Genomic DNA, 18,870 nt, shown 5'->3' on the forward strand with positions numbered 1-18,870 from the left:
CTCCGTAATGATTAATGTAAAGTCGATACAAACCCGCTTACTGACGGCATCTTTTAAAAAAAATTAATATGTAGGTTGTCTGGCTGGTGTGTCAGTAAATTCAGATAATTTATTTTGGCCATTTTCCAGTTCGCGTTTTGCAAGATCGACTTTTATTTTTTCGATAAAGGCGTTGTTTAGCTTGAAGTAACGCACCATAAATGCACTGATGAAATAGCTGACCATGGGTAATAACGAGAACATCATAATTATGCCCTGAATCGTCTGTGAATTTTGTTGCGGCTTATTGGCTATATAGCCAGTGTACGACAGGATCCAGGCAACGATCGCACCCGCCACCGCAAGCCCCATTTTCAACATAAAAAGGTTGCCTGCGAAGGAGATACCGGTCAGGCGTTTGCCAAATTTCCAGTCGCCGTAGTCATCAACATCGGACATCATGGCCCACAGAATAGGACCTGACTGGATTAAATGCAGAATATTAATGATGATAAACAGTGTTAACAGCGGCGTTAGCGATGCCGGGTCGACAAACCACAATGCGAACGACAGGATACCGAGAATGATATTAATAATGCGGAATAGCTTAATTTTATCGAAACGATCGGTAAGTGGTTTAGCAATGGCGCTGCCCAGCATATTGCAGGCAACGCCAAGTGCCAGAAAGAAAGTGATAAATCCGACTGAGGCGTGCATCACATAGCTGGCGTAATAGATAGTGACTGCACCGCGAATAAAGGCCGGAAAGACGTTTAGGAAGGTGATTGAAATCATCAGCACCCATTGGTCATTTTTGGCGATATCTTTCAGATCTCGCAATAGCGAGTCATTTGTTTTAACCGAAACAACGCGCTCCTTAATGCTGGAGAAGCAAAATAGAAACATTAAGGTGGCCGCTCCTCCCATGATCATCATCGTCATCTGGAAACCGGATGCGCGGTTTCCATCGCCCAACCAGTCGGTAAGAGGCAAGATAGCAGAAGAGACGATAAGCGTTGCCAGGCCGTTTAAGAAAAAGCGCCATGAAAGGCAGCCCATGCGCTCTTTTTGGTTAAGCGTAATCACACCCGCAACCGAGCAATAAGGAATATTTATCGCTGTGTAGATCATTGACATAACCAGGTAAGTGACCCAGGCATAGATAATTTTTCCATCCATGCTCAGATCTGGGGTAGTGAACATCACCGCTGCTCCCAGGCCAAACGGCAATGCCATCCACAACAGCCATGGACGGAATTTACCCCATCTGCTTTTGGTGCGGTCGCATACTGCGCCCATGAGCGGATCAATAAAAGCATCGAAAATACGGATGACCAGGAATAACGTGCCGACGACTCCGGCATCCAGGCCGTAGACATCGGTATAAAACCAGGTCAGGTAAAGCGCCAGCACGCTCCAGATCATACAGGAACCCGCATCGCCCATACCGTAGCCGACTTTCTCTTTCAGGCTCAGTTTTTCATAAGCACTCAGCTTTTCAATTGCTGAAGCAGACATAAACACCTCTTTATCGCGCAGTCAGGAATACACAGCACCGACCTTTACAGCCTGTGCTAACGAAGATCAAAGATGGAGATGTTATCTCTCCCACCAGGTAGGCTTTATTAAAACTGCATGAGGGTGAGGTCAGAAGACCCATTTTTTGGTTACGCTTTCATGATTAAACTCGTCTCTACTTACAGTGGTGTTCACTATAAATGACGATGAAAGCGAAAAATGTAAGCCAAAGCACATGTCTTTTTGTTACATAAAACAAAGGATAATGGTCTCATTTTGTCTGGAAGGTTTTTTATAAAGGAGAAAAGAACCTATCAATAAGCGTTGTCAAAGGATAAAAATGATGAAGAAAATAGAAGTTAAAATCTCAATATAAACACCTGATTATTTTTATAACAGCAGGCGGATCTGTACCCCAGTAATTTCAACCCCGACGACACGGTTACGTTCAAAACGGGTTTCTCGTCGTAATTACGTTGAAGTGAATGGGAGATGGGAGATGGGGCAACAACACGGAATCTACATCAGTTAGTCACGGGGTTACACCTCGGGAATATGGGAGCAAATCACAGTCGCGATAGCGTACCTTGGCTGCCAGTGTGCGCGGCGATGAACATGGTAACAGCCGACCGACAATAGGATTCGATTTCGTTATCATCCTCTGCTCTCGCCTCATCGAAGCGTGCAATAAACAGGAGATCGGCCCCTTTGAAAAGCGCAGCAAACAAGCGGGCGGACCGGAGAACATCCGGCACGTTCAGAACCGCCGTCGAGTGCATCTGACGCAACAGATCCTCGATACGGGCGATGACATGGGCGGGTCCAGCTTCGTAATGGAGCTTGCTTAACGACTTTTGATTCGCCTTGTCGGCCAAGACCATGGCTTCGACACTGCGGACGTCCGGTCTGAGCAGCGTGCGAAGCAGAGATGTTCCCATCGCCATGAGCTTATCTTCAGCCGAACCGTCGACACTTTCAACAAGGGCCAGTGGTGCAAACGGATGGCAATGAGCCGCCATGGCCGTGCTGAACAGAGCCTCCTTATTCTCGAAATGCCGATAGATGCTTAGCTTGGATATCTTCGCCTGCAATGCGACCTTGTCCATGGTCGTCGCTTGAAAACCCAATTCCAAAAAGAGTTCGCAGGCGGCGTCGACTATCGTTTGACGAAGCGCCACGTTGGCGGGCCGACCACGCCGACCCTGGCTGTTTTTTTCGGTCATGACAATTCCAGTACTTGACAGTATTCAAATCACTTCATTACGATACCATTAAGTATCCTAAACGTGCAAGCAAGCCTTAATCCCCCCCTACATCCACCACACGGATCCCATCATCATCGGCGGCAGCTTTGCAGGCCATTCGCATGGTTTGCCCAGCCGCGCACCAAACCGTCCGCACACTGGGTCTCGCCACTGTGGATACGCTCGATGGCATCGTCCTCAAAGTCGACGAACGCAGACAAACCAGCCCCGGTATATATGCCGCCGGATCTTCATAACCACGAGCGACCGTTACCACATCCGATAGCTTAAGGGTTTCTGATTTTTATTGGCGCAAAGGCAATGCTTAAGCTGATTTCCGGATACCTGGACGACACCATCGCCCCACGCCTGCACGCACCTCCATCCGGCACGCCGTCAAGGACGACTATACCCAACAGCTGCGCCGCTTCCTGCTTAACCGGGGCTCAGCACTCTCCAGACAGATCGACGCCAGTCCCTGAGCCACAAAAGTACGGTCTCCTTTCCTCGCTCAACCGTGCAGCAAAATAGCGGTTTGCACTCCCTGTGGATTCCATTCGAGGTAAGCAACGACGAGCCGTTCGGTCGAGGCAAATTGATTCACGAAAATATAGTCCTTGACAGTATCCTAATTTCTTAATTAGGATACCGATCAGTATCATAAAAGTGCGAGGTGCGCTAGCCCCAGCCCATCTCCCCTCAGCCAAAACACGGAGCCCATCACCATGAATGACGTCATCATCATCGGCGGCAGCTTTGCCGGCCTCGCCGCCGCCCTGCAACTTGGCCGTGCCCGCCGCAAGGTCACAGTCCTCGACACTAACCGGCAGCGCAATCGTTTTGCCGGCCATTCACACGGTGTGTTCGGCCACGATCACAAGCCGCCGTTGGATATCCTGGTCGAGGCACGGCAGCAGTTGGCTCGCTATCCAACGATCAGGCTGGTCAATGCACGGGCCGAGAGCGTATCCGGCACCATCGACGATTTCTGCGTCGTCACTGACGATAACGAAAGCCTGAGGGCGCGCCGCCTGATCCTGAGCTATGGCATCGCTGACCAGATGCCTGATATTCCTGGCTTTGCTGAAGGCTGGGGTACATCCGTCATCCCATGTCCCTATTGCGACGGCTTTGAAGTCGCTGACCAGCATTGGGGCCTCGTCTGGTCTGGCCCGCAGTCGCACAATCAGGTCAGGCTCTTCCATGACTGGACCGACAGGTTGACTGTCTTCGGCAATGGTCACGACATCCCTCCCGACATACGAGCCGATCTGGCTGCCCGCCAGGTACCTCTCGTTGATGGCCGGATCACCGAAATCGCACGTCACGGGAGCCATAGTGCCACCATCAAGATAGATACCGGCTCCGATGTCGCAGTCGATATCCTATTCGCGCATCCGCGTACCAGGCCGTCCGCAAGCCTTCATGACGCACTTGGCCTCGCCACGGTCAATACGCCAACCGGCATCGCCCTCAAGACCGACGAACGCCGCGAAACCAGCATGCCAGGCATCTACGCCGCCGGCGACCTCGCCAACCCCGGAATGCACTCGGTCACCACGGCAACATGGCAAGGCGCGATGGCGGGCATCTTCGCTCAGCAGTCGATGCTCACTTGAGTACAAGTAGCATCGATCACCCCAGTTCAATTTCACAATAGACAGGAGCACCACCGTGGCCGCCATAAAACCATTCAAACCTCTGGACGAGAAATTTCCGTTTGACCGCCAACTCGGTATCGCGGCCGCGCCTCTCGTGCTCATCAACCTCTTCACGGTCGTCGATCCCGCCGACGAAGCGGGCTTCCTGGACGCTTTCAAGGCGGCTGCCGAAGTCATAACGAAGCAACCGGGCTTCATTTCCATGCAACTACATCGAGCGATCGGCGATAGTCCGACTTACCTGAACTATGTAGTGTGGGAGTCCACCGAGGCGGTCCGCACCGCCTTCACTGATCCCGAGTTCCTCGCGAAACTTCCGGCATATCCTTTATCCGTCGTGGCCAGCCCACACCTGTTCCAGAAGGTCGCCGTCCCCGGCTTCTGCACGGCCTGACTCCGGAAATATGGCAAAGCGCGACGTGCACCCAGCCGCAGCCTTCTTTATTGGTTAACGCTTCTGCCAGCACCGGCAGCGTCATCAACGTGCTTTCGGTGAGTTCCGCAAAGCGAACGGTCGGGTGAAGATGTAACGCTTCCGTGACCGGATCAAAGCGAACCCCCACTTTTGGCTTGGTTTCAATTTGGTAGGCTTTGAGAGAACGAAAACGCGACAATGTTTCCTGACTGGCTAACGTGCCTTCGCCGCGGTCATCGCGATCGACATAGATGAAGCCATAGCGTTTACTCATTTCTCCAGCGGGAGCAGCAACCAGATCGATACAACCCCACGAGGAACAGAGGAAGCAAAAGGTGATGTAAACGCGGCGTATTTGATGAAGGTGCAATGAAGGTAATTTTATGAGGACACAACACGGGCAAAACACGCACCGAAAACAATCGTTTACAGCACGTGATTGCCCATTTCTGTAGGAAATTTAAACATAAACGTTAAGCTGGTTAGTTGCCGTTGGGCGATTCACCCCATCGGCTATGGGTGGTTTAAAGACCGAGCCGCTATTTTCATACGCTGTCCGCGTTCGAGTAGAAGCGTCCTGATTAGGGTAACCAGACAGCTGCGACGAACGAGAAATACCTTGGACATAATCCAGTTTGTCAGGCGTGGCGTAATATGACACTGGAGAAACTAGGTTGAGACCAATCATTTTTCTTTCCCCCTATTCATCTCATCTGCCAGTAAAACTTACCTTGCTTATTACTGAGTATAGAACAGTCAAACAGGGGGAATATGTAAGGTTTTGTCTGAAAAAACGCCGCTAACGAGTCCTTATAAGGGGAAAGGTGAGGCCAGCAATCATTTTGATTTACTATCAAACGCTTATTTGTTTTTCTCCCACGCACGCAGGCGTCCGGCAGCATTTTTATAAGGCGAGGCGGTATTGAACTGGATCATCCGACCACGCGTCCACTTGCCATACCAGCATGTACCATAGAGTTGTTCATCGGTGTAGCGCTCAACCAATGCGATGAGTGCCAATTTATTCGCGGCAAGCAGCGCAACCAGTTCCGCCCAATCGGTAATATGGGCATAATCCTGATAGAATTTTTGTGCCAGCAGGCCGAGCTGATTCCATTTATAACCGGCCTCAGGGAAATCAATGGCTTTACCCTGCTCTTCATGCGCATGCCATTTCAGCACCACATTGCCCCAGCCCAGTAAATACGCCACCAGATTTGCCGGGCTCATCTGCGTCCCCTGCGCATGTCCTACCATTTCTGGCGAAAATGCTCGCTCTGCGGGCACCGCGTCAATTCTCTTCATTAATAGCGTGAACTGACTATTGATCGCCTTAATCAAGGCCTCCTTGCTCTCCGGCACCGCCATCATTTTCCCCGATTATGTTGCTATAGACAAAATCAGGTTACTGCCCACAATGCGACACTGCCTTGTCATCGCTCACGTTTTTCGCTATTGCTCAGCGTTGCGCCAACAGCCGGATCGACACCTCACGCTCACGGGGCGACGTCACAGGTGTATGGATAATGAATTCATCTACGCCAAAGCGCTGATGATAGCTCTCCAGACGCTGATGAATATCTTCCGGCGTGCCGTAAAGCACATGGCGTAGCTCCTGCTCGATACGGAAATCCGTCACGCCGGCCTGTCGAACGAAATCTTCGGCCTGTTCCTGACTGCCTACCGTTAGCGGCGGCTTGTTTTCAATATAAACCTTATAGTTATGCTGCGTGCTGGCCAGCGCTTCCGCATCCTCATGACGTTCGGCGGCAATCACCGACAACGATAGCAGCGTCTGTGCACTGGCTGGCTTCAACTCCCGATAGCTCAAGAGCGATTCTGCCAGCAGCGTTTCGCTGGCGTTAATGAACCCAGCGAACACGAAATTCCAGCCCAGCGATGCCGCTAATCTCGCACTATCCTGACTGGCCCCTAGCAGAAAACGCTGTGGCTCATGTTCTGGCAGCGGTGTCGCATTCAGGCGATTGCTCGTGTTGTCATGACTACCGAGAAAATGATTGAGCTGATGTAATTTCTCCGTGAAGGCGATGCGCTGCGCCTCACCGATTTCCTGCTGTAACGCCCGTGTCGCAAGCGGCAACCCGCCCGGCGCTTTACCGATACCCAAATCTACACGCCCGCCTGCCAACGCGCTGATGACATGGAAATTCTCCGCGACTTTATACGGGCTGTAATGCTGTAACATCACGCCGCCGGACCCGATACGCAGCGTTGTCGTATGCGCTAGCAACCAGGTGATCAATACCTCGGGAGACGACCCCGCCAGCTCATCGGAATTATGATGTTCGGAAACCCAAAAGCGCTGGTAGCCAAGCGCTTCCGCCACTTTCGCCAACGACACGGTTTGTGCCAACGCCTGTGCCGCGCTCATTCCTTCGGCGATAGGGCTTTGGTCTAATAAACTGAGCTTATATCCCACGATGCTTCCTTATTTTCAGCGGCTATTCTTTAGCACTATTCATAGCAATAAATAGTCATAACAAAAAAACAGAAATAGCAAAAAAACAGAATAAGAAGAATGTTGCATAAAGGTGTTTAAAATAAATATCAATAATGAGTTTTGTTAGCAGAAATATTCATAATAAATGAATACCAAAAAAGTCATCATAAAAAGACATGAAATATAACCAGACGGTATTTATCCATTGAGTTGCTATCGGCTACCTTTATCATGTTTACGTTTTGTTAAGGAGGTGTATTGATATGGCTGAATCTATTCCCTGTTGTGATACGTCATTTGAGCAACAGCTAATTAACTGGCGACGGCACTTGCATCAGTACCCGGAATTGTCCAATCAGGAACACCAAACCACCGCACACATTACCCGCTGGCTACAAGAGAAAGACATCCGCCTGCTGCCCCTTGCGTTAACCACTGGTGTTGTTGCCGAAATCGGCCACGGCAGCGGGCCGACGATTGCGCTGCGTGCGGATATTGATGCGTTGCCGATTGAAGAACTGGTCGATGTCGACTTTCGCTCTCAAAATGCAGGTGTCATGCATGCCTGCGGACATGACTTCCACACCGCGGTGATGCTCGGCGCGGCTTGTCTGCTGAAAAAACGCGAACATGCCTTACCAGGTAAAATCAGGCTGTTTTTCCAACCGGCAGAAGAGGTATCTACCGGAGCCAAACAGCTTATCCGTGCTGGTGCGCTTGCCGATGTTGCCGCCGTTTTTGGCCTGCACAATGCGCCCGAACTCCCCGCAGGTACCTTCGCCACACGTAGCGGCCCGTTTTATGCCAATGTGGATCGCTTCGCTATTCACATTACTGGCAAAGGTGCACATGCGGCCAAACCGGAACAGGGTATCGACAGCATCGTCACCGCTTGTAATATCGTTAATGCGCTGCAAACCCTGCCCAGTCGCAGCTTCAGTTCGCTGGAGTCACTGGTTATCAGCGTCACGCGTATTCAGGGTGGCAACACCTGGAACGTACTCCCACAAACGGTAGAATTGGAAGGGACGGTTCGTACTTACAATGCTGCGATTCGTTCAGAAATACCGGAACGCATTGAACAACTGATCGGCGGGGTTGCCCTTGCTTTGGGCGCAAAAGCGGAACTCAAATGGTATCCCGGCCCGCCTGCGGTCGTGAACACTAGCGAATGGGCCGATTTCAGCAAACAAATTGCCCGAGACGCAGGTTATCAGGTGGAGAATGCCGAACTGCAAATGAGCGGAGAGGACTTTGCCCTTTACCTTCAGCAAGTGCCGGGTACGTTCGTCAGTATTGGCTCAAACAGTGAATTTGGTTTGCATCATCCTCAGTTCAACCCAGATGAAAGCGCCATTGCTCCTGCATCACGCTACTTTGCACAGCTAGCAGAAGCCGCACTGCATCGCCTGCGCACCACAAAGAGCGCCGCTCCACAGGCGGTACTGTCTCCATCGTAATATTTTGATCTGCAAATACAATCACCTCCGCCCAGTCAATTGGGTGGAGGTGTAGTGGTTACATAAATCCAACATTAGGAGAGATACGGGGATGAGGTTCCCGCAGGGACGCCTCACCCCGTGGTTGCTCCGGGTATCTCGATCGTCAAACGATCGGGGTTAGGAGAGAAAGTTATACAGATTAACCCCGAACCGCATGATAACCACGGGAGAAATACACCAGACCATCGGTACTTTCGCCCTGCTTAATCGCTAATACCTGGCAAATAAAGATATCATGCGTCGCCGCGCTCACCACTTCCTCAACCCGGCAGTCAAACGCGACAAGCGCATCTTGCAACACCGGTGAACCCGTGTGTAACACGTCCCACTCCGCCGCAGCAAACCGTTCTTCCGTAGGCGAGCGACTCCCAAACAGCGAAGACAACGCTTCGTGATGTGCCGCCAATGTATTAACGCATAAATGTTCATTCACCTGAAACGTGGGATACACCGATGAACCGCGATTCAGGCACACCAGCAGCGTGCCGGGCGTATCACTGACGCTGGACACGGCAGACGCCGTAAATCCAGCCTTACCTGCCGGGCCATCGGTGGTAACGATATTAACCGCCGCGCTCAGCTTTGCCATTGCATCGCGAAACGCCTGGCGGTCAACGGCGCTAATCGCCGCAGAGGGAACGGCGTCATTCACGGTTACGCGTCGTTCAGCTGTCAAATCAGACATTACATTCTTCCTTAAGATACGGCGAGAGACATGGCTATTAACATCATACTAACAAAATAAGCCGCGCCATCATCTGAAATTTTTGAATTTCATTATCCATTATTGTTGTTTTACATCACACCTCGCCTCATCAATAGTGAAAACACGCTATTAACGTCCCATTAACCTTTCATTGAATGCGTGAATGCCTGGATGGCTTATTTATTGACAGCCGATTTTATTGATGGACTGTGTTCACTTTCATGGAAGTTTGCTCAATGAATAACAAGCACATTCAATTAATAACAAGGTTTATAATAATGAGTAAAAAACAAACATCCTCAAATCGACAATTAAGACTAGGTTTAATATTACAAGGTGCAGCAGGAAATATGTCCGCGTGGCGACATAAAAACGTCGTACCGGATGCCAGCATTAATTTTGGTTTTGTTCTGGATGCGGTAAAAAAGGCCGAACAGGGGAAGTTTGATTTTGTCTTCGTAGCAGACGGTCTGTATATCAATGAAAAATCCATCCCTCACTTTCTCAACCGTTTCGAACCCTTGACGCTGCTTTCCGCACTGGCTACCGCCACGACTCATATTGGTTTGGTTGGTACGCTCTCGACGTCGTATTCCGAACCTTTTACCACCGCCCGGCAGTTTGCCAGCCTCGACCATCTCAGCAATGGGCGTGCAGGCTGGAACGTGGTGACATCGCCGCTGGAAGGATCGGCGAAAAACTTTTCCCGAGAGCAGCACCCGGAACACGCGCTGCGCTACCGTATTGCCGATGAATTCCTTCAGGTAACGAAAGGTCTCTGGGATTCCTGGGAGGACGATGCCTTTATTCGCGACAAAGCCAGCGGGCAATTCTTCGATCCTGAAAAACTGCATACGCTGAATCATCAGGGGGAATTCTTCTCGGTACAGGGCCCGCTGAATATTGGCCGCTCTGCGCAGGGTCGCCCGATTGTGTTTCAGGCTGGCGCGTCTGAGGACGGGCAAAAACTTGCCGCTAAACATGCCGATGCCATCTTTACTCATCAACACACGTTGGAAGACTCGCAGCGTTATTACCGCGAGGTGAAACAGAAACTGGAAGAAAACGGTCGCCGCGCCGATCAACTGCACGTATTTCAGGGCGTCAGCGTGATTGTCGGCAACGATGCAGAAGACGTAGAGCGCCAGTACCAGGAAACCGCACAGTTGGTCACGATTAAGGACGCGCTTAATTATCTGGGACGCTACTTTGAGCACTACGACTTCTCACAGCATCCGCTAGATGAGCCCTTCCCTGATATCGGCGATTTAGGGAAAAATAGCTTCCGCAGCACCACCGATGAAATTAAACGCAACGCGCAGGAAAAAGGCTTAACGCTGCGGCAAGTGGCGCTGGAAGCGGCATCACCTCGCCCCGTATTCAGCGGCACGCCCGAGCAGGTAGCGGATGGCTTACAGCTCTGGTTTGAAAACGGCGCGGCAGACGGCTTCATCATTCAGGGCGGCACGCCAGATACGCTCAATCACTTTGTCGATCGCGTCGTCCCTTTGCTGCAACAGCGCGGCCTATTCCGTCAGGAATATCCCGGCTACACGCTGCGAGAAAACCTGGCGCTGGATTATCCGGTGAATCAATTCACGCGCTAGTTCGTGTACAGGAGAGTTGCCGTGAAACGTCCCCCTTTTATCACCGTAACCGGTCTGGTAACGCTACTGAGCACCACGCTGGTGGCAAACGTGCAGGCACAAGACGCGGGATTCGTCAGTCGTATCGATCTCAAGGCCAACCAGATTCCCATTCGTACTGAGAAAAACGCCGAGGCTATCGAACAAATCCCGGCTAATTTCAAATTCGTGACGCCGGGTAAACTGACGATTGCCGTTTCGTCGCTCAGTTCACCACCGCTGTCTCTGCTGGCTGACGACAACAAAACAATTGTCGGCAGCGATGCCGACATCGCGCGGCTGGTGGCCGACAGTCTCGGGCTGGAGCTGAAGCTGGTCCCTGCCTCTTGGGAAGATTGGCCGCTGGGCATTACGGCGAGGAAATACGATGCCGCTATTTTTAATATTGCCGTGACGAAACTGCGTAAAGAAAAGTTCGATTTCTCCACCTACCGCATTGATACGCTGGGTTTCTACGTGAAATCGACCAGCAAGATTACCGCAATCAACAAACCGGAAGACGTGGCGGGCCTGAAAGTGATTGTTGGATCCGGCACCAATCAGGAAAACATTCTACTGGGATGGGATAGGCAAAACCGTGCCAACGGCCTTGCCCCCGTACAGCCTGTCTACGTTACTGATGATGCCGCTGCCAATTTGAGTATCCAGTCTGGGCGTGTCGATGCGTTTTTCGGTCCGCACTCTATCGGCGCTTATAAAGCGGCGTTAACGGGTAAAACACGCATGGTGGGCAAAGGCCCGACGGTCGCTTATGTCGCGGTCACCACGCAGAAAGGCAACGGTTTGGCGCAGCCCATCAGTACCGCTATCAATGGCGCGATCCATGACGGCAGCTATGCGCAGGTATTGGATCGCTGGGGTGAAGACGATGAAAAGATCACGCAGTCCGTGGTGAATCCGCCGGGTATCGGCGATTGATAAAAGTGACATAACATAAAAAGTGACGTTCTTGAAAGTGACAAGGTCACCATAATAACCTGCAAGGGAAAGACATATGCAAAAACAGATCGCCTACACCATCGCACATTTGACCGCGACACCTCGCGTATTCCCGTCGCGTCTGACAAAGTTACTAATGGGATCGCTGCTGCTCGGCACGTTATCTGTAACGACTGGTGCACAGGCGGCTATCGATCTAAAAGCCAATCAACAGCCGATCCATGCGCCGAAGAATGTGGACGCTATCGCACAGGTTCCGGCTGATTTTAAATTTGTCACGCCGGGTAAATTCACCGTCGCGATTGCCGCGTTGGGTTCATCGCCGCCGCTGGCCTTTCTGGCTGACGACAACAAAACTGTGGTGGGCAGCGAACCGGATATTGCCCGGCTGGTGGCAGACAGTCTTGGACTGGAACTGAACATCGTTCCCACCTCATGGGAAGACTGGCCGCTCGGCGTAGCCTCCGGCAAATATGATGCCGCCATCATCAATATTACCGTCACCAAAGAGCGTAAAGAAAAGTTCGATTTTGCCACTTATCGCATCGACTCACTCGGCTTCTATGTGAAATCCACCAGTAAAATTCAGTCAATCAAGGAAGCGAAAGACATTGCTGGATTGAAGATTATCGTCGGTTCCGGCACCAATCAGGAAGCGGTGCTGCTGGCGTGGGATAAACAGAATCGCGCCAACGGTCTACCCGCCTTTCAGCCCATTTATGTCACGGACGATGCCGCGGCCAACCTGAGCCTACAATCCGGTCGTTCTGATGCCTATTTCGGCCCAAACGTGATCGGCGCCTACAAGGCTGAGCTGACGGGCAAAGTTAAGCATGTCGGTACGGTAAACGGCGGTTATCCCAACGTCGCACATATCGCAGTCACCACACGCAAAGGCAGCGGATTGGTACAGCCGATTAATACGGCGTTGAACGGTGTGATTAAAAGCGGTGAATACGACAAGGTGCTAAACCGCTGGGGAGAAAGTATTGAGCGTATCGACCGTTCAGAAATCAATCCTCCGGGGCTGGGCAATTAGTCCTGCCCTATGGCTATCGGGACGCTATAAGCGAAACGCAATGGTTACCGATAGCCCGCGTATACCTTAATGAATCAGGAGCATGCAATGTCCGACGACATCTTCATTGTTACCCAGCCCGAGGATCCTATCGTGGCACCCATTATCGACGGCCTGTTCGCAGAATATGAGCAGCGTTACGGTGATTTTTTCGGTGAGCGGGAAAACGACCCGCCGGGAATCTACCAGCAGCCACACGGCATTTTTATTGCACTGCTGCGTCGAGGTATCCCCATCGCTACGGGGGCGTTTAAACGCTACGACAGTACCACCGCCGAGATTAAACGGGTATGGACAGATAACTCACTGCGCCGTCAGGGGCTAGCGGGAAAAGTGATGCATGAGCTGGAACAACACGCTCGCCGATTAGGCTATGAACATTTTTTCCTGACGACTGGCTTCCGTCAGCCTGAAGCCGTGCGCTTATACCTGAGCCACGGTTATCACCCTCAGTTCGATACCACCGTCGATCCGGTGACCTATAGCCTCCCACCTTACGACGGGCGTTTACCGTTTAGGAAAGCGCTGTTCGAAACGGTGGCACCACGGGTTGCGCGGCAAACGGAAGTCGAACTTATCACCCGCCATTTGAAAGTGTGTTGACAGTTATGCACCGGTAATAACCCTATGCGCTAGCCACAAAACGACATTTTTCAGCCTCACATTCAAATGGTATCGATCATGACGCAATCTCTACAAACGTCGTCTCAGCAGACACCGCTGAGTCAGGCACAGGAACCGCCGTTGAACATCGTTCCGGCGCGTTACCCTTTTCGTTTTGCTGGTGCACTGTTTTCACTGTTTATTTTTGCTGGGATTATTCAATCAATCGCGCTGAACCCGCGCTGGGAATGGTCAGTTTTTGCCGAGTGGTTTTTTAATCCGGTCATCCTTACCGGGCTGGGGCAAACGCTGCTGTTGACCGCGCTGGGTACATTATTCAGCATTTTTTTCGGCACCGCGCTGGCGCTGGCACGGCTTTCGCCGTCTTATCTGCTCTCCACCTTGTCGTGGCTGTATATCTGGCTGTTTCGATCGTTGCCGCTGATTTTGGTGCTGATCATTCTCTACAATTTCTCGTATCTCTATGACGAACTGGCGCTGGGGATTCCGTTCACATCTATCGTCTTCCTGCGCTATCCGACAATTGATTTACTGGATCAATTTTCTGTCGCCGTACTTGGCCTGACGCTGGTGCAGTCCGCGTATACAGCGGAGATTATTCGCGGCGGTATTCTTGGTGTGGACGCGGGTCAATTTGAAGCCTCCGCAGCGCTCGGCCTACCCGGAGGTCGCCGTACAGTGCGCATCATTCTGCCGCAGGCACTGCGTTCGATTCTGCCCACTGGTTTTAACGAGATCATCAGCCTCGCTAAAGGCACCTCGATTGTCTACGTACTGGCGCTACCGGAGCTGTTTTACACCGTTCAAGTCATCTACAACCGCACTCAGCAGGTTATTCCATTACTGATGGTCGCTACCATCTGGTATCTGCTGATTACGACAGTGCTATCCATCGTCCAATACTACGTGGAACGCTATGTGTCCCGCGGTGCAGTGCGTGAAATGCCGCTAACGCCGCGCCAGAGACTTATTCGTGTTCTGACACGAAAGCGCGCACGTTAACCCCTCGATTCTGGAGATTCACCATGTCTGAAGCTATCGATTATTTTGCTCACGCCCGAACCACCGAGCAGCCACAGGTAGAAAACGCCCGCGGGCTGATTGAGATCCGCAATGTAGCGAAACATTTTGGTCAGCATAAAGCGCTGGAGGATATCAATCTGACGCTAGCGCCCGGCTCCGTCACGGTGATCCTGGGTCCGTCCGGTTCGGGGAAATCCACGCTGCTGCGCACCATTAATCATCTTGAACGCGTGGACGACGGTTTTATCCGCATCGACGGCGACTACATCGGCTATCGACGCAAAGGGAATACGCTCTATGAATTGAAAGAAAAGGACGTGTTGCGCCAGCGTATCAACGTCGGCTATGTGTTCCAGAATTTCAATCTTTTCCCCCATCTTTCCGTCTTGGAAAATATCATTGAAGCCCCGCTGGCGCATAAACTGTATTCCCGTCAGGAAGCGGAAGATGTCGCCTTTATCCTGTTGGAAAGCGTCGGGCTACGCCATAAAGCACAGTCTTATCCCCGCCATCTTTCCGGCGGTCAGCAACAGCGCGTCGCCATCGCCCGTGCGCTGGCGCTCAAACCGAAAGTGATGCTGTTTGATGAACCGACGTCCGCGCTCGACCCTGAACTCGTCGGCGAGGTGCTGGATGTGATCAAATCGCTCGCCCGATCCGGCGTGACGCTGGTCGTCGTTACACATGAAATCGGCTTTGCGCGCGAAGTCGCCGACCGCGTGGTGTTTATGGTAGATGGAAAAATTGTCGAAAGCGGCGAATCCTGGCAGGTGCTAAACCATCCCCGTCACCCGCGGACGATCAACTTTTTGAATAAGGTACTGTGAGGAAATAAACCGATTAAAAATCCAGCCAGGCTCACGGCGCGTGAGCCTGATGAGATCGCGAATAAATTATTATTTTGCAGTTAATGGTTCAGTGTTCGGGCTGCTATAAACCTGAACCATCACGCTTTTATCGGTATCAAATGTCGCAACCGTCACAACATCATGAGTGCCAACCGCTCGCCAACATTCAGCTTCAACATCGCAACGATCCTGCTTCTCATACCCCACCGAAGTCAGATAGGTGTGAACATTGCGGGTATCGCCAGTACCATAGAAATTCACTGTCCATACTTTAGCTTCTGGACCTGTTACGTTCGAAAAACTGAAGTCGTAGTGGTCTGTAATGCGTGGCATTTTCTTTAGAATGTCGGGGGTATAGAACACATACTCCCTTTTATCCTGTTCGGTATAGTGCGCACTGCTGGCAAAATCCATTTTGATATACGGCCATATCGCACCAACCACAACAGCAATAGCGATGGTGCCGATCGCAGCAAAAATCTTCAGCGGTTTACTCATCCTTAAGTTTCCTTTTAACTGAAGCTAAACAACAAATTATCTTCTTAAGGTTGTATTTTACACCGCTTGCCCGAGCAGTATGAAAATTTTGTACTAGCGAAATGAAACCAAGGTCACTGCGCTCAAATCGCGACCAGCCCCCGCACGCCGTCCTGCTCCATCGTTTCGCCTCGCCCACGCTGTATGATTTCCCCACGAGACATCACCAGATAGCTGTCGGCCAGTTCGGCGGCAAAGTCGTAAAATTGCTCGACCAGTAAAATCGCCATGTCGCCGCGCTGTGCCAGTTGGCGAATCACCGCGCCGATCTCTTTAATCACCGACGGCTGTATGCCTTCTGTCGGTTCATCCAGAATCAACAATTGTGGTTTACAGGCCAGCGCACGTCCAATCGCCAGCTGTTGCTGTTGCCCACCGGACAAATCGCCGCCACGCCGCTGTTTCATTTCATCCAATACGGGAAAAAGCTGGTAGATCTCATCCGGCACCTGCCGAGCTTGTTTGCCCGGAAAACGCGATAGCCCCATCAGTAGATTTTCTTCCACCGTCAGACGAGGAAAAATCTCTCGCCCCTGCGGTACATAGGCAATGCCAGACTGCACGCGCTGGTGGGGTTTACGTGTGTTAATCGCTTCGCCCTGCCAGTGAATCGTGCCGGACTTCGCCGGAATCAGCCCCATTAGGCATTTCAGCAACGTGGTTTTCCCCACGCCGTTACGCCCTAACAGGCAGGTAATCTCGCCAGGTTTTACCTCAAACGACAAGCCACGCAAAATGTGGCTGCCGCCGTAATATTGATTCAGTTCAGCAATCTCTAACATGTTAGCGCCCCAGATAAACGTCAATGACCTGCTCATTCGCCTGCACCTCGCGCAGCGATCCCTCCGCCAGCACCTGCCCCTGATGCAGCACGGTCACGCGATCGGCAATACTCTCGACAAATCCCATATCATGTTCCACCACCATCAACGAGTGCTTGCCCGCCAGACTACGGAACAGTTCGGCGGTATAGGCCGTTTCGGCGTCCGTCATCCCCGCAGCGGGTTCATCGAGCAACAGCAGATGCGGTTCCTGAACCAACAGCATGCCAATCTCCAGAAACTGCTTTTGCCCGTGCGACAACAGCCCTGCTGGTCGCTGCCGTTCGTGACTGAGCCGCAGCAGCGCCAGCGTGTCGTCAATCCGGTCACGTTGTTCGCTGTTCAGCCTGGCACGCAGGCTTGCCCACACCGACTTGTCGGTTTTCAGCGCAATGTCGAGGTTTTCAAACACCGTCAGCGCTTCAAACACGGTCGGTTTTTGGAATTTTCGCCCAATTCCCGCGCGAGCTATGTCCACGGGTGATAGCGATGTCAGGTCAGTGAACTGATCGTAAAACACCTTACCGTTATCCGGCCGCGTTTTGCCGGTAATGACATCCATCAACGTGGTTTTTCCCGCGCCGTTTGGTCCGATGATGCAGCGCAGTTCCCCCACGCCAATCTGCAACGAGAGATCGGTAAGCGCCCGGAAACCGTCAAAACTCACGTTAATCTTATCGAGTTGCAGCACCGGATCGGTCTGGTGTCGATGGCGATCCGACGGGTGTGGCTGGGCAAACTGGGTCGGTGGAGAAATCGTCTGAGTAGACACTGAGGGTACAGATACAGGTTCAGTCATGTTTCTTCCTCGTCAGAAATCCAATCACACCACGCGGCAAAAACAGCGTGACGAGAATAAACATCATCCCCAAAAAAAACAGCCAGTATTCAGGAAAGGCCACGGTAAACCAGCTTTTCGCACCGTTGACGATCCCCGCGCCGAGCAACGGCCCGATTAGCGTTCCGCGTCCGCCCAGTGCGACCCAAATGGCGGCTTCGATGGAGTTGGTCGGCGACATTTCGCTGGGATTGATGATGCCAACCTGTGGCACATACAGCGCCCCCGCCAGCCCACACAGTACGGCGGAAAGCGTCCAGACAAACAGTTTGAAGCCTTTCGGATCGTAGCCACAGAACATCAGGCGGTTTTCCGCATCGCGCACTGCCGTCAACACGCGACCAAATTTACTGCGCGCCAGCGCAAACCCCACCAACAGGCTGGCGGTTAGCAACAGTACGGTGGCGACAAACAGCCCAATGCGTGTACCGGTAGCCGTAATCGGGAACCCCAGCAGCGTCGTAAACCCAGTAAATCCGTTGTTGCCGCCAAAGCCAGTTTCGTTACGGAAGAACAGCAGCATCCCGGCGTAAGTCAGCGCCTGCGTCATGATCGAGAAATAGACGCCCTTAATCTTAGAGCGGAACGCGAACCAACCGAATACAAACGCCAGTATTCCCGGCACCAATACGATCAGGCACAGCGCCCAGGCGAAATACTGCGTACCTGTCCAGAACCACGGTAGCTCAGTCCACGACAGGAACGACATAAACGCGGGCATCCCTTCGCCAGCAGCCTGCCGCATCAGATACATGCCCATGGCATAGCCGCCCAGCGCAAAAAACAGGCCGTGACCGAGCGATAGCAGCCCGGCGTAACCCCACACCAGATCCAACGCCACGGCAACAATGGCATAGCACAGAATTTTGCCGATCAGCGTCAGCGTATAAGTGGAGATAGCCAGTGGATTCTCTGCGGGCAACAGCGCAAAAAATGGCAGTATCAGCAAAGCCAATAATATGCTCGCACCGAGGACAAGCATGAGCCGCGGTGCGCGCTGCGTCAGGGTTATCGTCATGGGCTGTTTAAT

The 18,870-nt window shown here is 52.0% G+C and carries 20 protein-coding genes and 1 pseudogene; 9 read left to right on the plus strand and 12 right to left on the minus strand.

The window, feature by feature from the left end; genetic code table 11:
- Positions 1-63: 63 nt before the first annotated feature.
- On the minus strand, positions 64-1,497 hold the full coding sequence (locus KP22_RS05335) for a glycoside-pentoside-hexuronide (GPH):cation symporter (RefSeq protein WP_039322865.1): 1,434 nt from the start codon (positions 1,495-1,497) through the stop codon (positions 64-66).
- A gap of 566 nt (positions 1,498-2,063) precedes the next feature.
- Positions 2,064-2,720 (minus strand): TetR/AcrR family transcriptional regulator, encoded by a 657-nt coding sequence (locus KP22_RS05340; protein WP_039299699.1) that lies wholly within the window; start codon positions 2,718-2,720, stop codon positions 2,064-2,066.
- A 746-nt stretch (positions 2,721-3,466) separates the two neighbouring features.
- On the opposite strand from KP22_RS05340, the gene KP22_RS05345 reads away from it, so the two are divergent.
- Complete coding sequence (locus KP22_RS05345) at positions 3,467-4,360, plus strand: NAD(P)/FAD-dependent oxidoreductase (protein ID WP_039322868.1); 894 nt, start codon at positions 3,467-3,469, stop codon at positions 4,358-4,360.
- Between the two features lie 16 nt (positions 4,361-4,376).
- Here the strand turns inward: KP22_RS05345 and KP22_RS22690 are convergent, their stop codons facing one another.
- Entirely contained in the window at positions 4,377-4,589 is a 213-nt protein-coding gene (locus KP22_RS22690) for a hypothetical protein (protein ID WP_244880016.1), read from the minus strand.
- On the opposite strand from KP22_RS22690, the gene KP22_RS05350 reads away from it, so the two are divergent.
- The gene (locus KP22_RS05350; protein ID WP_231566834.1) at positions 4,497-4,796 is read left to right on the plus strand and encodes an antibiotic biosynthesis monooxygenase family protein; all 300 of its coding nucleotides are present in this window, start codon (positions 4,497-4,499) and stop codon (positions 4,794-4,796) included. The two genes, KP22_RS22690 and KP22_RS05350, sit on opposite strands and share 93 nt — an antisense overlap.
- Before the next feature lie 214 nt (positions 4,797-5,010).
- Here KP22_RS05350 and KP22_RS22695 read toward each other — a convergent pair.
- From KP22_RS22695 to KP22_RS05360, 4 genes and pseudogenes are all read right to left on the minus strand, one after another.
- Positions 5,011-5,136, minus strand: a pseudogene (locus KP22_RS22695) (hypothetical protein); the annotation flags it as partial.
- Positions 5,137-5,277: 141 nt separating this feature from the next.
- Entirely contained in the window at positions 5,278-5,505 is a 228-nt protein-coding gene (locus KP22_RS21510) for a hypothetical protein (protein WP_072012539.1), read from the minus strand.
- Between the two features lie 173 nt (positions 5,506-5,678).
- Positions 5,679-6,185, minus strand: a complete 507-nt coding sequence (locus KP22_RS05355; RefSeq protein WP_039322874.1) for a ClbS/DfsB family four-helix bundle protein — start codon at positions 6,183-6,185, stop codon at positions 5,679-5,681.
- Between the two features lie 91 nt (positions 6,186-6,276).
- Complete coding sequence (locus tag KP22_RS05360; protein ID WP_039322877.1) at positions 6,277-7,257, minus strand: LLM class flavin-dependent oxidoreductase; 981 nt, start codon at positions 7,255-7,257, stop codon at positions 6,277-6,279.
- A gap of 284 nt (positions 7,258-7,541) precedes the next feature.
- On the opposite strand from KP22_RS05360, the gene KP22_RS05365 reads away from it, so the two are divergent.
- Positions 7,542-8,738: a M20 peptidase aminoacylase family protein gene (locus tag KP22_RS05365; RefSeq protein WP_052012473.1), complete on the plus strand. Its 1,197-nt coding sequence runs from the start codon at positions 7,542-7,544 to the stop codon at positions 8,736-8,738.
- A gap of 181 nt (positions 8,739-8,919) precedes the next feature.
- On the opposite strand, the gene KP22_RS05370 is transcribed toward KP22_RS05365, so the two are convergent.
- Positions 8,920-9,465: a flavin reductase gene (locus KP22_RS05370; protein ID WP_039322880.1), complete on the minus strand. Its 546-nt coding sequence runs from the start codon at positions 9,463-9,465 to the stop codon at positions 8,920-8,922.
- A 299-nt stretch (positions 9,466-9,764) separates the two neighbouring features.
- Between KP22_RS05370 and KP22_RS05375 the strand changes: the two genes are divergently transcribed.
- From KP22_RS05375 to KP22_RS05400, 6 genes are all read left to right on the plus strand, one after another.
- On the plus strand, positions 9,765-11,093 hold the full coding sequence (locus tag KP22_RS05375; protein WP_039322883.1) for an LLM class flavin-dependent oxidoreductase: 1,329 nt from the start codon (positions 9,765-9,767) through the stop codon (positions 11,091-11,093).
- A gap of 21 nt (positions 11,094-11,114) precedes the next feature.
- Positions 11,115-12,050, plus strand: coding sequence for a transporter substrate-binding domain-containing protein (locus tag KP22_RS05380; RefSeq protein WP_039322885.1), 936 nt, complete (start codon positions 11,115-11,117; stop codon positions 12,048-12,050).
- Between the two features lie 76 nt (positions 12,051-12,126).
- Positions 12,127-13,110 carry an ABC transporter substrate-binding protein gene (locus KP22_RS05385; RefSeq protein WP_039322888.1) on the plus strand — a complete coding sequence of 328 codons (984 nt, stop codon included), beginning with the start codon at positions 12,127-12,129 and terminating at the stop codon, positions 13,108-13,110.
- 87 nt (positions 13,111-13,197) lie between these two features.
- Positions 13,198-13,752, plus strand: a complete 555-nt coding sequence (locus KP22_RS05390) for a GNAT family N-acetyltransferase (protein WP_039299683.1) — start codon at positions 13,198-13,200, stop codon at positions 13,750-13,752.
- 78 nt (positions 13,753-13,830) lie between these two features.
- Positions 13,831-14,775, plus strand: coding sequence for an amino acid ABC transporter permease (locus KP22_RS05395; RefSeq protein ID WP_039299675.1), 945 nt, complete (start codon positions 13,831-13,833; stop codon positions 14,773-14,775).
- Between the two features lie 23 nt (positions 14,776-14,798).
- On the plus strand, positions 14,799-15,623 hold the full coding sequence (locus tag KP22_RS05400; RefSeq protein WP_039299673.1) for an amino acid ABC transporter ATP-binding protein: 825 nt from the start codon (positions 14,799-14,801) through the stop codon (positions 15,621-15,623).
- Positions 15,624-15,692: 69 nt separating this feature from the next.
- On the opposite strand, the gene KP22_RS05405 is transcribed toward KP22_RS05400, so the two are convergent.
- The 4 genes from KP22_RS05405 to urtC form a co-directional block, all read right to left on the minus strand.
- A complete protein-coding gene (locus KP22_RS05405) occupies positions 15,693-16,142 on the minus strand; it encodes a hypothetical protein (RefSeq protein ID WP_039299671.1) in 450 nt (149 codons plus the stop codon).
- A gap of 122 nt (positions 16,143-16,264) precedes the next feature.
- Positions 16,265-16,963 carry an urea ABC transporter ATP-binding subunit UrtE gene (gene urtE, locus KP22_RS05410; protein ID WP_039299669.1) on the minus strand — a complete coding sequence of 233 codons (699 nt, stop codon included), beginning with the start codon at positions 16,961-16,963 and terminating at the stop codon, positions 16,265-16,267.
- A gap of 1 nt (position 16,964) precedes the next feature.
- On the minus strand, positions 16,965-17,801 hold the full coding sequence (gene urtD, locus KP22_RS05415) for an urea ABC transporter ATP-binding protein UrtD (RefSeq protein WP_052012474.1): 837 nt from the start codon (positions 17,799-17,801) through the stop codon (positions 16,965-16,967).
- The gene (urtC, locus tag KP22_RS05420; RefSeq protein WP_039323483.1) at positions 17,794-18,870 is read right to left on the minus strand and encodes an urea ABC transporter permease subunit UrtC; all 1,077 of its coding nucleotides are present in this window, start codon (positions 18,868-18,870) and stop codon (positions 17,794-17,796) included. Before urtC ends, urtD begins: the two co-directional genes overlap by 8 nt.

It is taken from the genome of Pectobacterium betavasculorum (assembly GCF_000749845.1).
Taxonomy (GTDB): Bacteria; Pseudomonadota; Gammaproteobacteria; order Enterobacterales; family Enterobacteriaceae; genus Pectobacterium; species Pectobacterium betavasculorum.

Bases quoted from the DNA above. Each gene is read 5' to 3' on its own strand.
- KP22_RS05370 (WP_039322880.1), bottom strand. From the start codon at position 9,465: ATGTCTGATTTGACAGCTGAACGACGCGTAACCGTGAATGACGCCGTT.
- KP22_RS05355 (WP_039322874.1), bottom strand. From the start codon at position 6,185: ATGGCGGTGCCGGAGAGCAAGGAGGCCTTGATTAAGGCGATCAATAGT.
- KP22_RS05390 (WP_039299683.1), top strand. From the start codon at position 13,198: ATGTCCGACGACATCTTCATTGTTACCCAGCCCGAGGATCCTATCGTG.
- KP22_RS05340 (WP_039299699.1), bottom strand. From the start codon at position 2,720: ATGACCGAAAAAAACAGCCAGGGTCGGCGTGGTCGGCCCGCCAACGTG.
- KP22_RS05395 (WP_039299675.1), top strand. From the start codon at position 13,831: ATGACGCAATCTCTACAAACGTCGTCTCAGCAGACACCGCTGAGTCAG.
- KP22_RS05405 (WP_039299671.1), bottom strand. From the start codon at position 16,142: ATGAGTAAACCGCTGAAGATTTTTGCTGCGATCGGCACCATCGCTATT.
- KP22_RS05400 (WP_039299673.1), top strand. From the start codon at position 14,799: ATGTCTGAAGCTATCGATTATTTTGCTCACGCCCGAACCACCGAGCAG.
- KP22_RS05365 (WP_052012473.1), top strand. From the start codon at position 7,542: ATGGCTGAATCTATTCCCTGTTGTGATACGTCATTTGAGCAACAGCTA.
- urtD (WP_052012474.1), bottom strand. From the start codon at position 17,801: ATGACTGAACCTGTATCTGTACCCTCAGTGTCTACTCAGACGATTTCT.
- urtE (WP_039299669.1), bottom strand. From the start codon at position 16,963: ATGTTAGAGATTGCTGAACTGAATCAATATTACGGCGGCAGCCACATT.
- KP22_RS05345 (WP_039322868.1), top strand. From the start codon at position 3,467: ATGAATGACGTCATCATCATCGGCGGCAGCTTTGCCGGCCTCGCCGCC.
- KP22_RS05385 (WP_039322888.1), top strand. From the start codon at position 12,127: ATGCAAAAACAGATCGCCTACACCATCGCACATTTGACCGCGACACCT.
- KP22_RS21510 (WP_072012539.1), bottom strand. From the start codon at position 5,505: ATGATTGGTCTCAACCTAGTTTCTCCAGTGTCATATTACGCCACGCCT.
- KP22_RS05335 (WP_039322865.1), bottom strand. From the start codon at position 1,497: ATGTCTGCTTCAGCAATTGAAAAGCTGAGTGCTTATGAAAAACTGAGC.
- KP22_RS05375 (WP_039322883.1), top strand. From the start codon at position 9,765: ATGAGTAAAAAACAAACATCCTCAAATCGACAATTAAGACTAGGTTTA.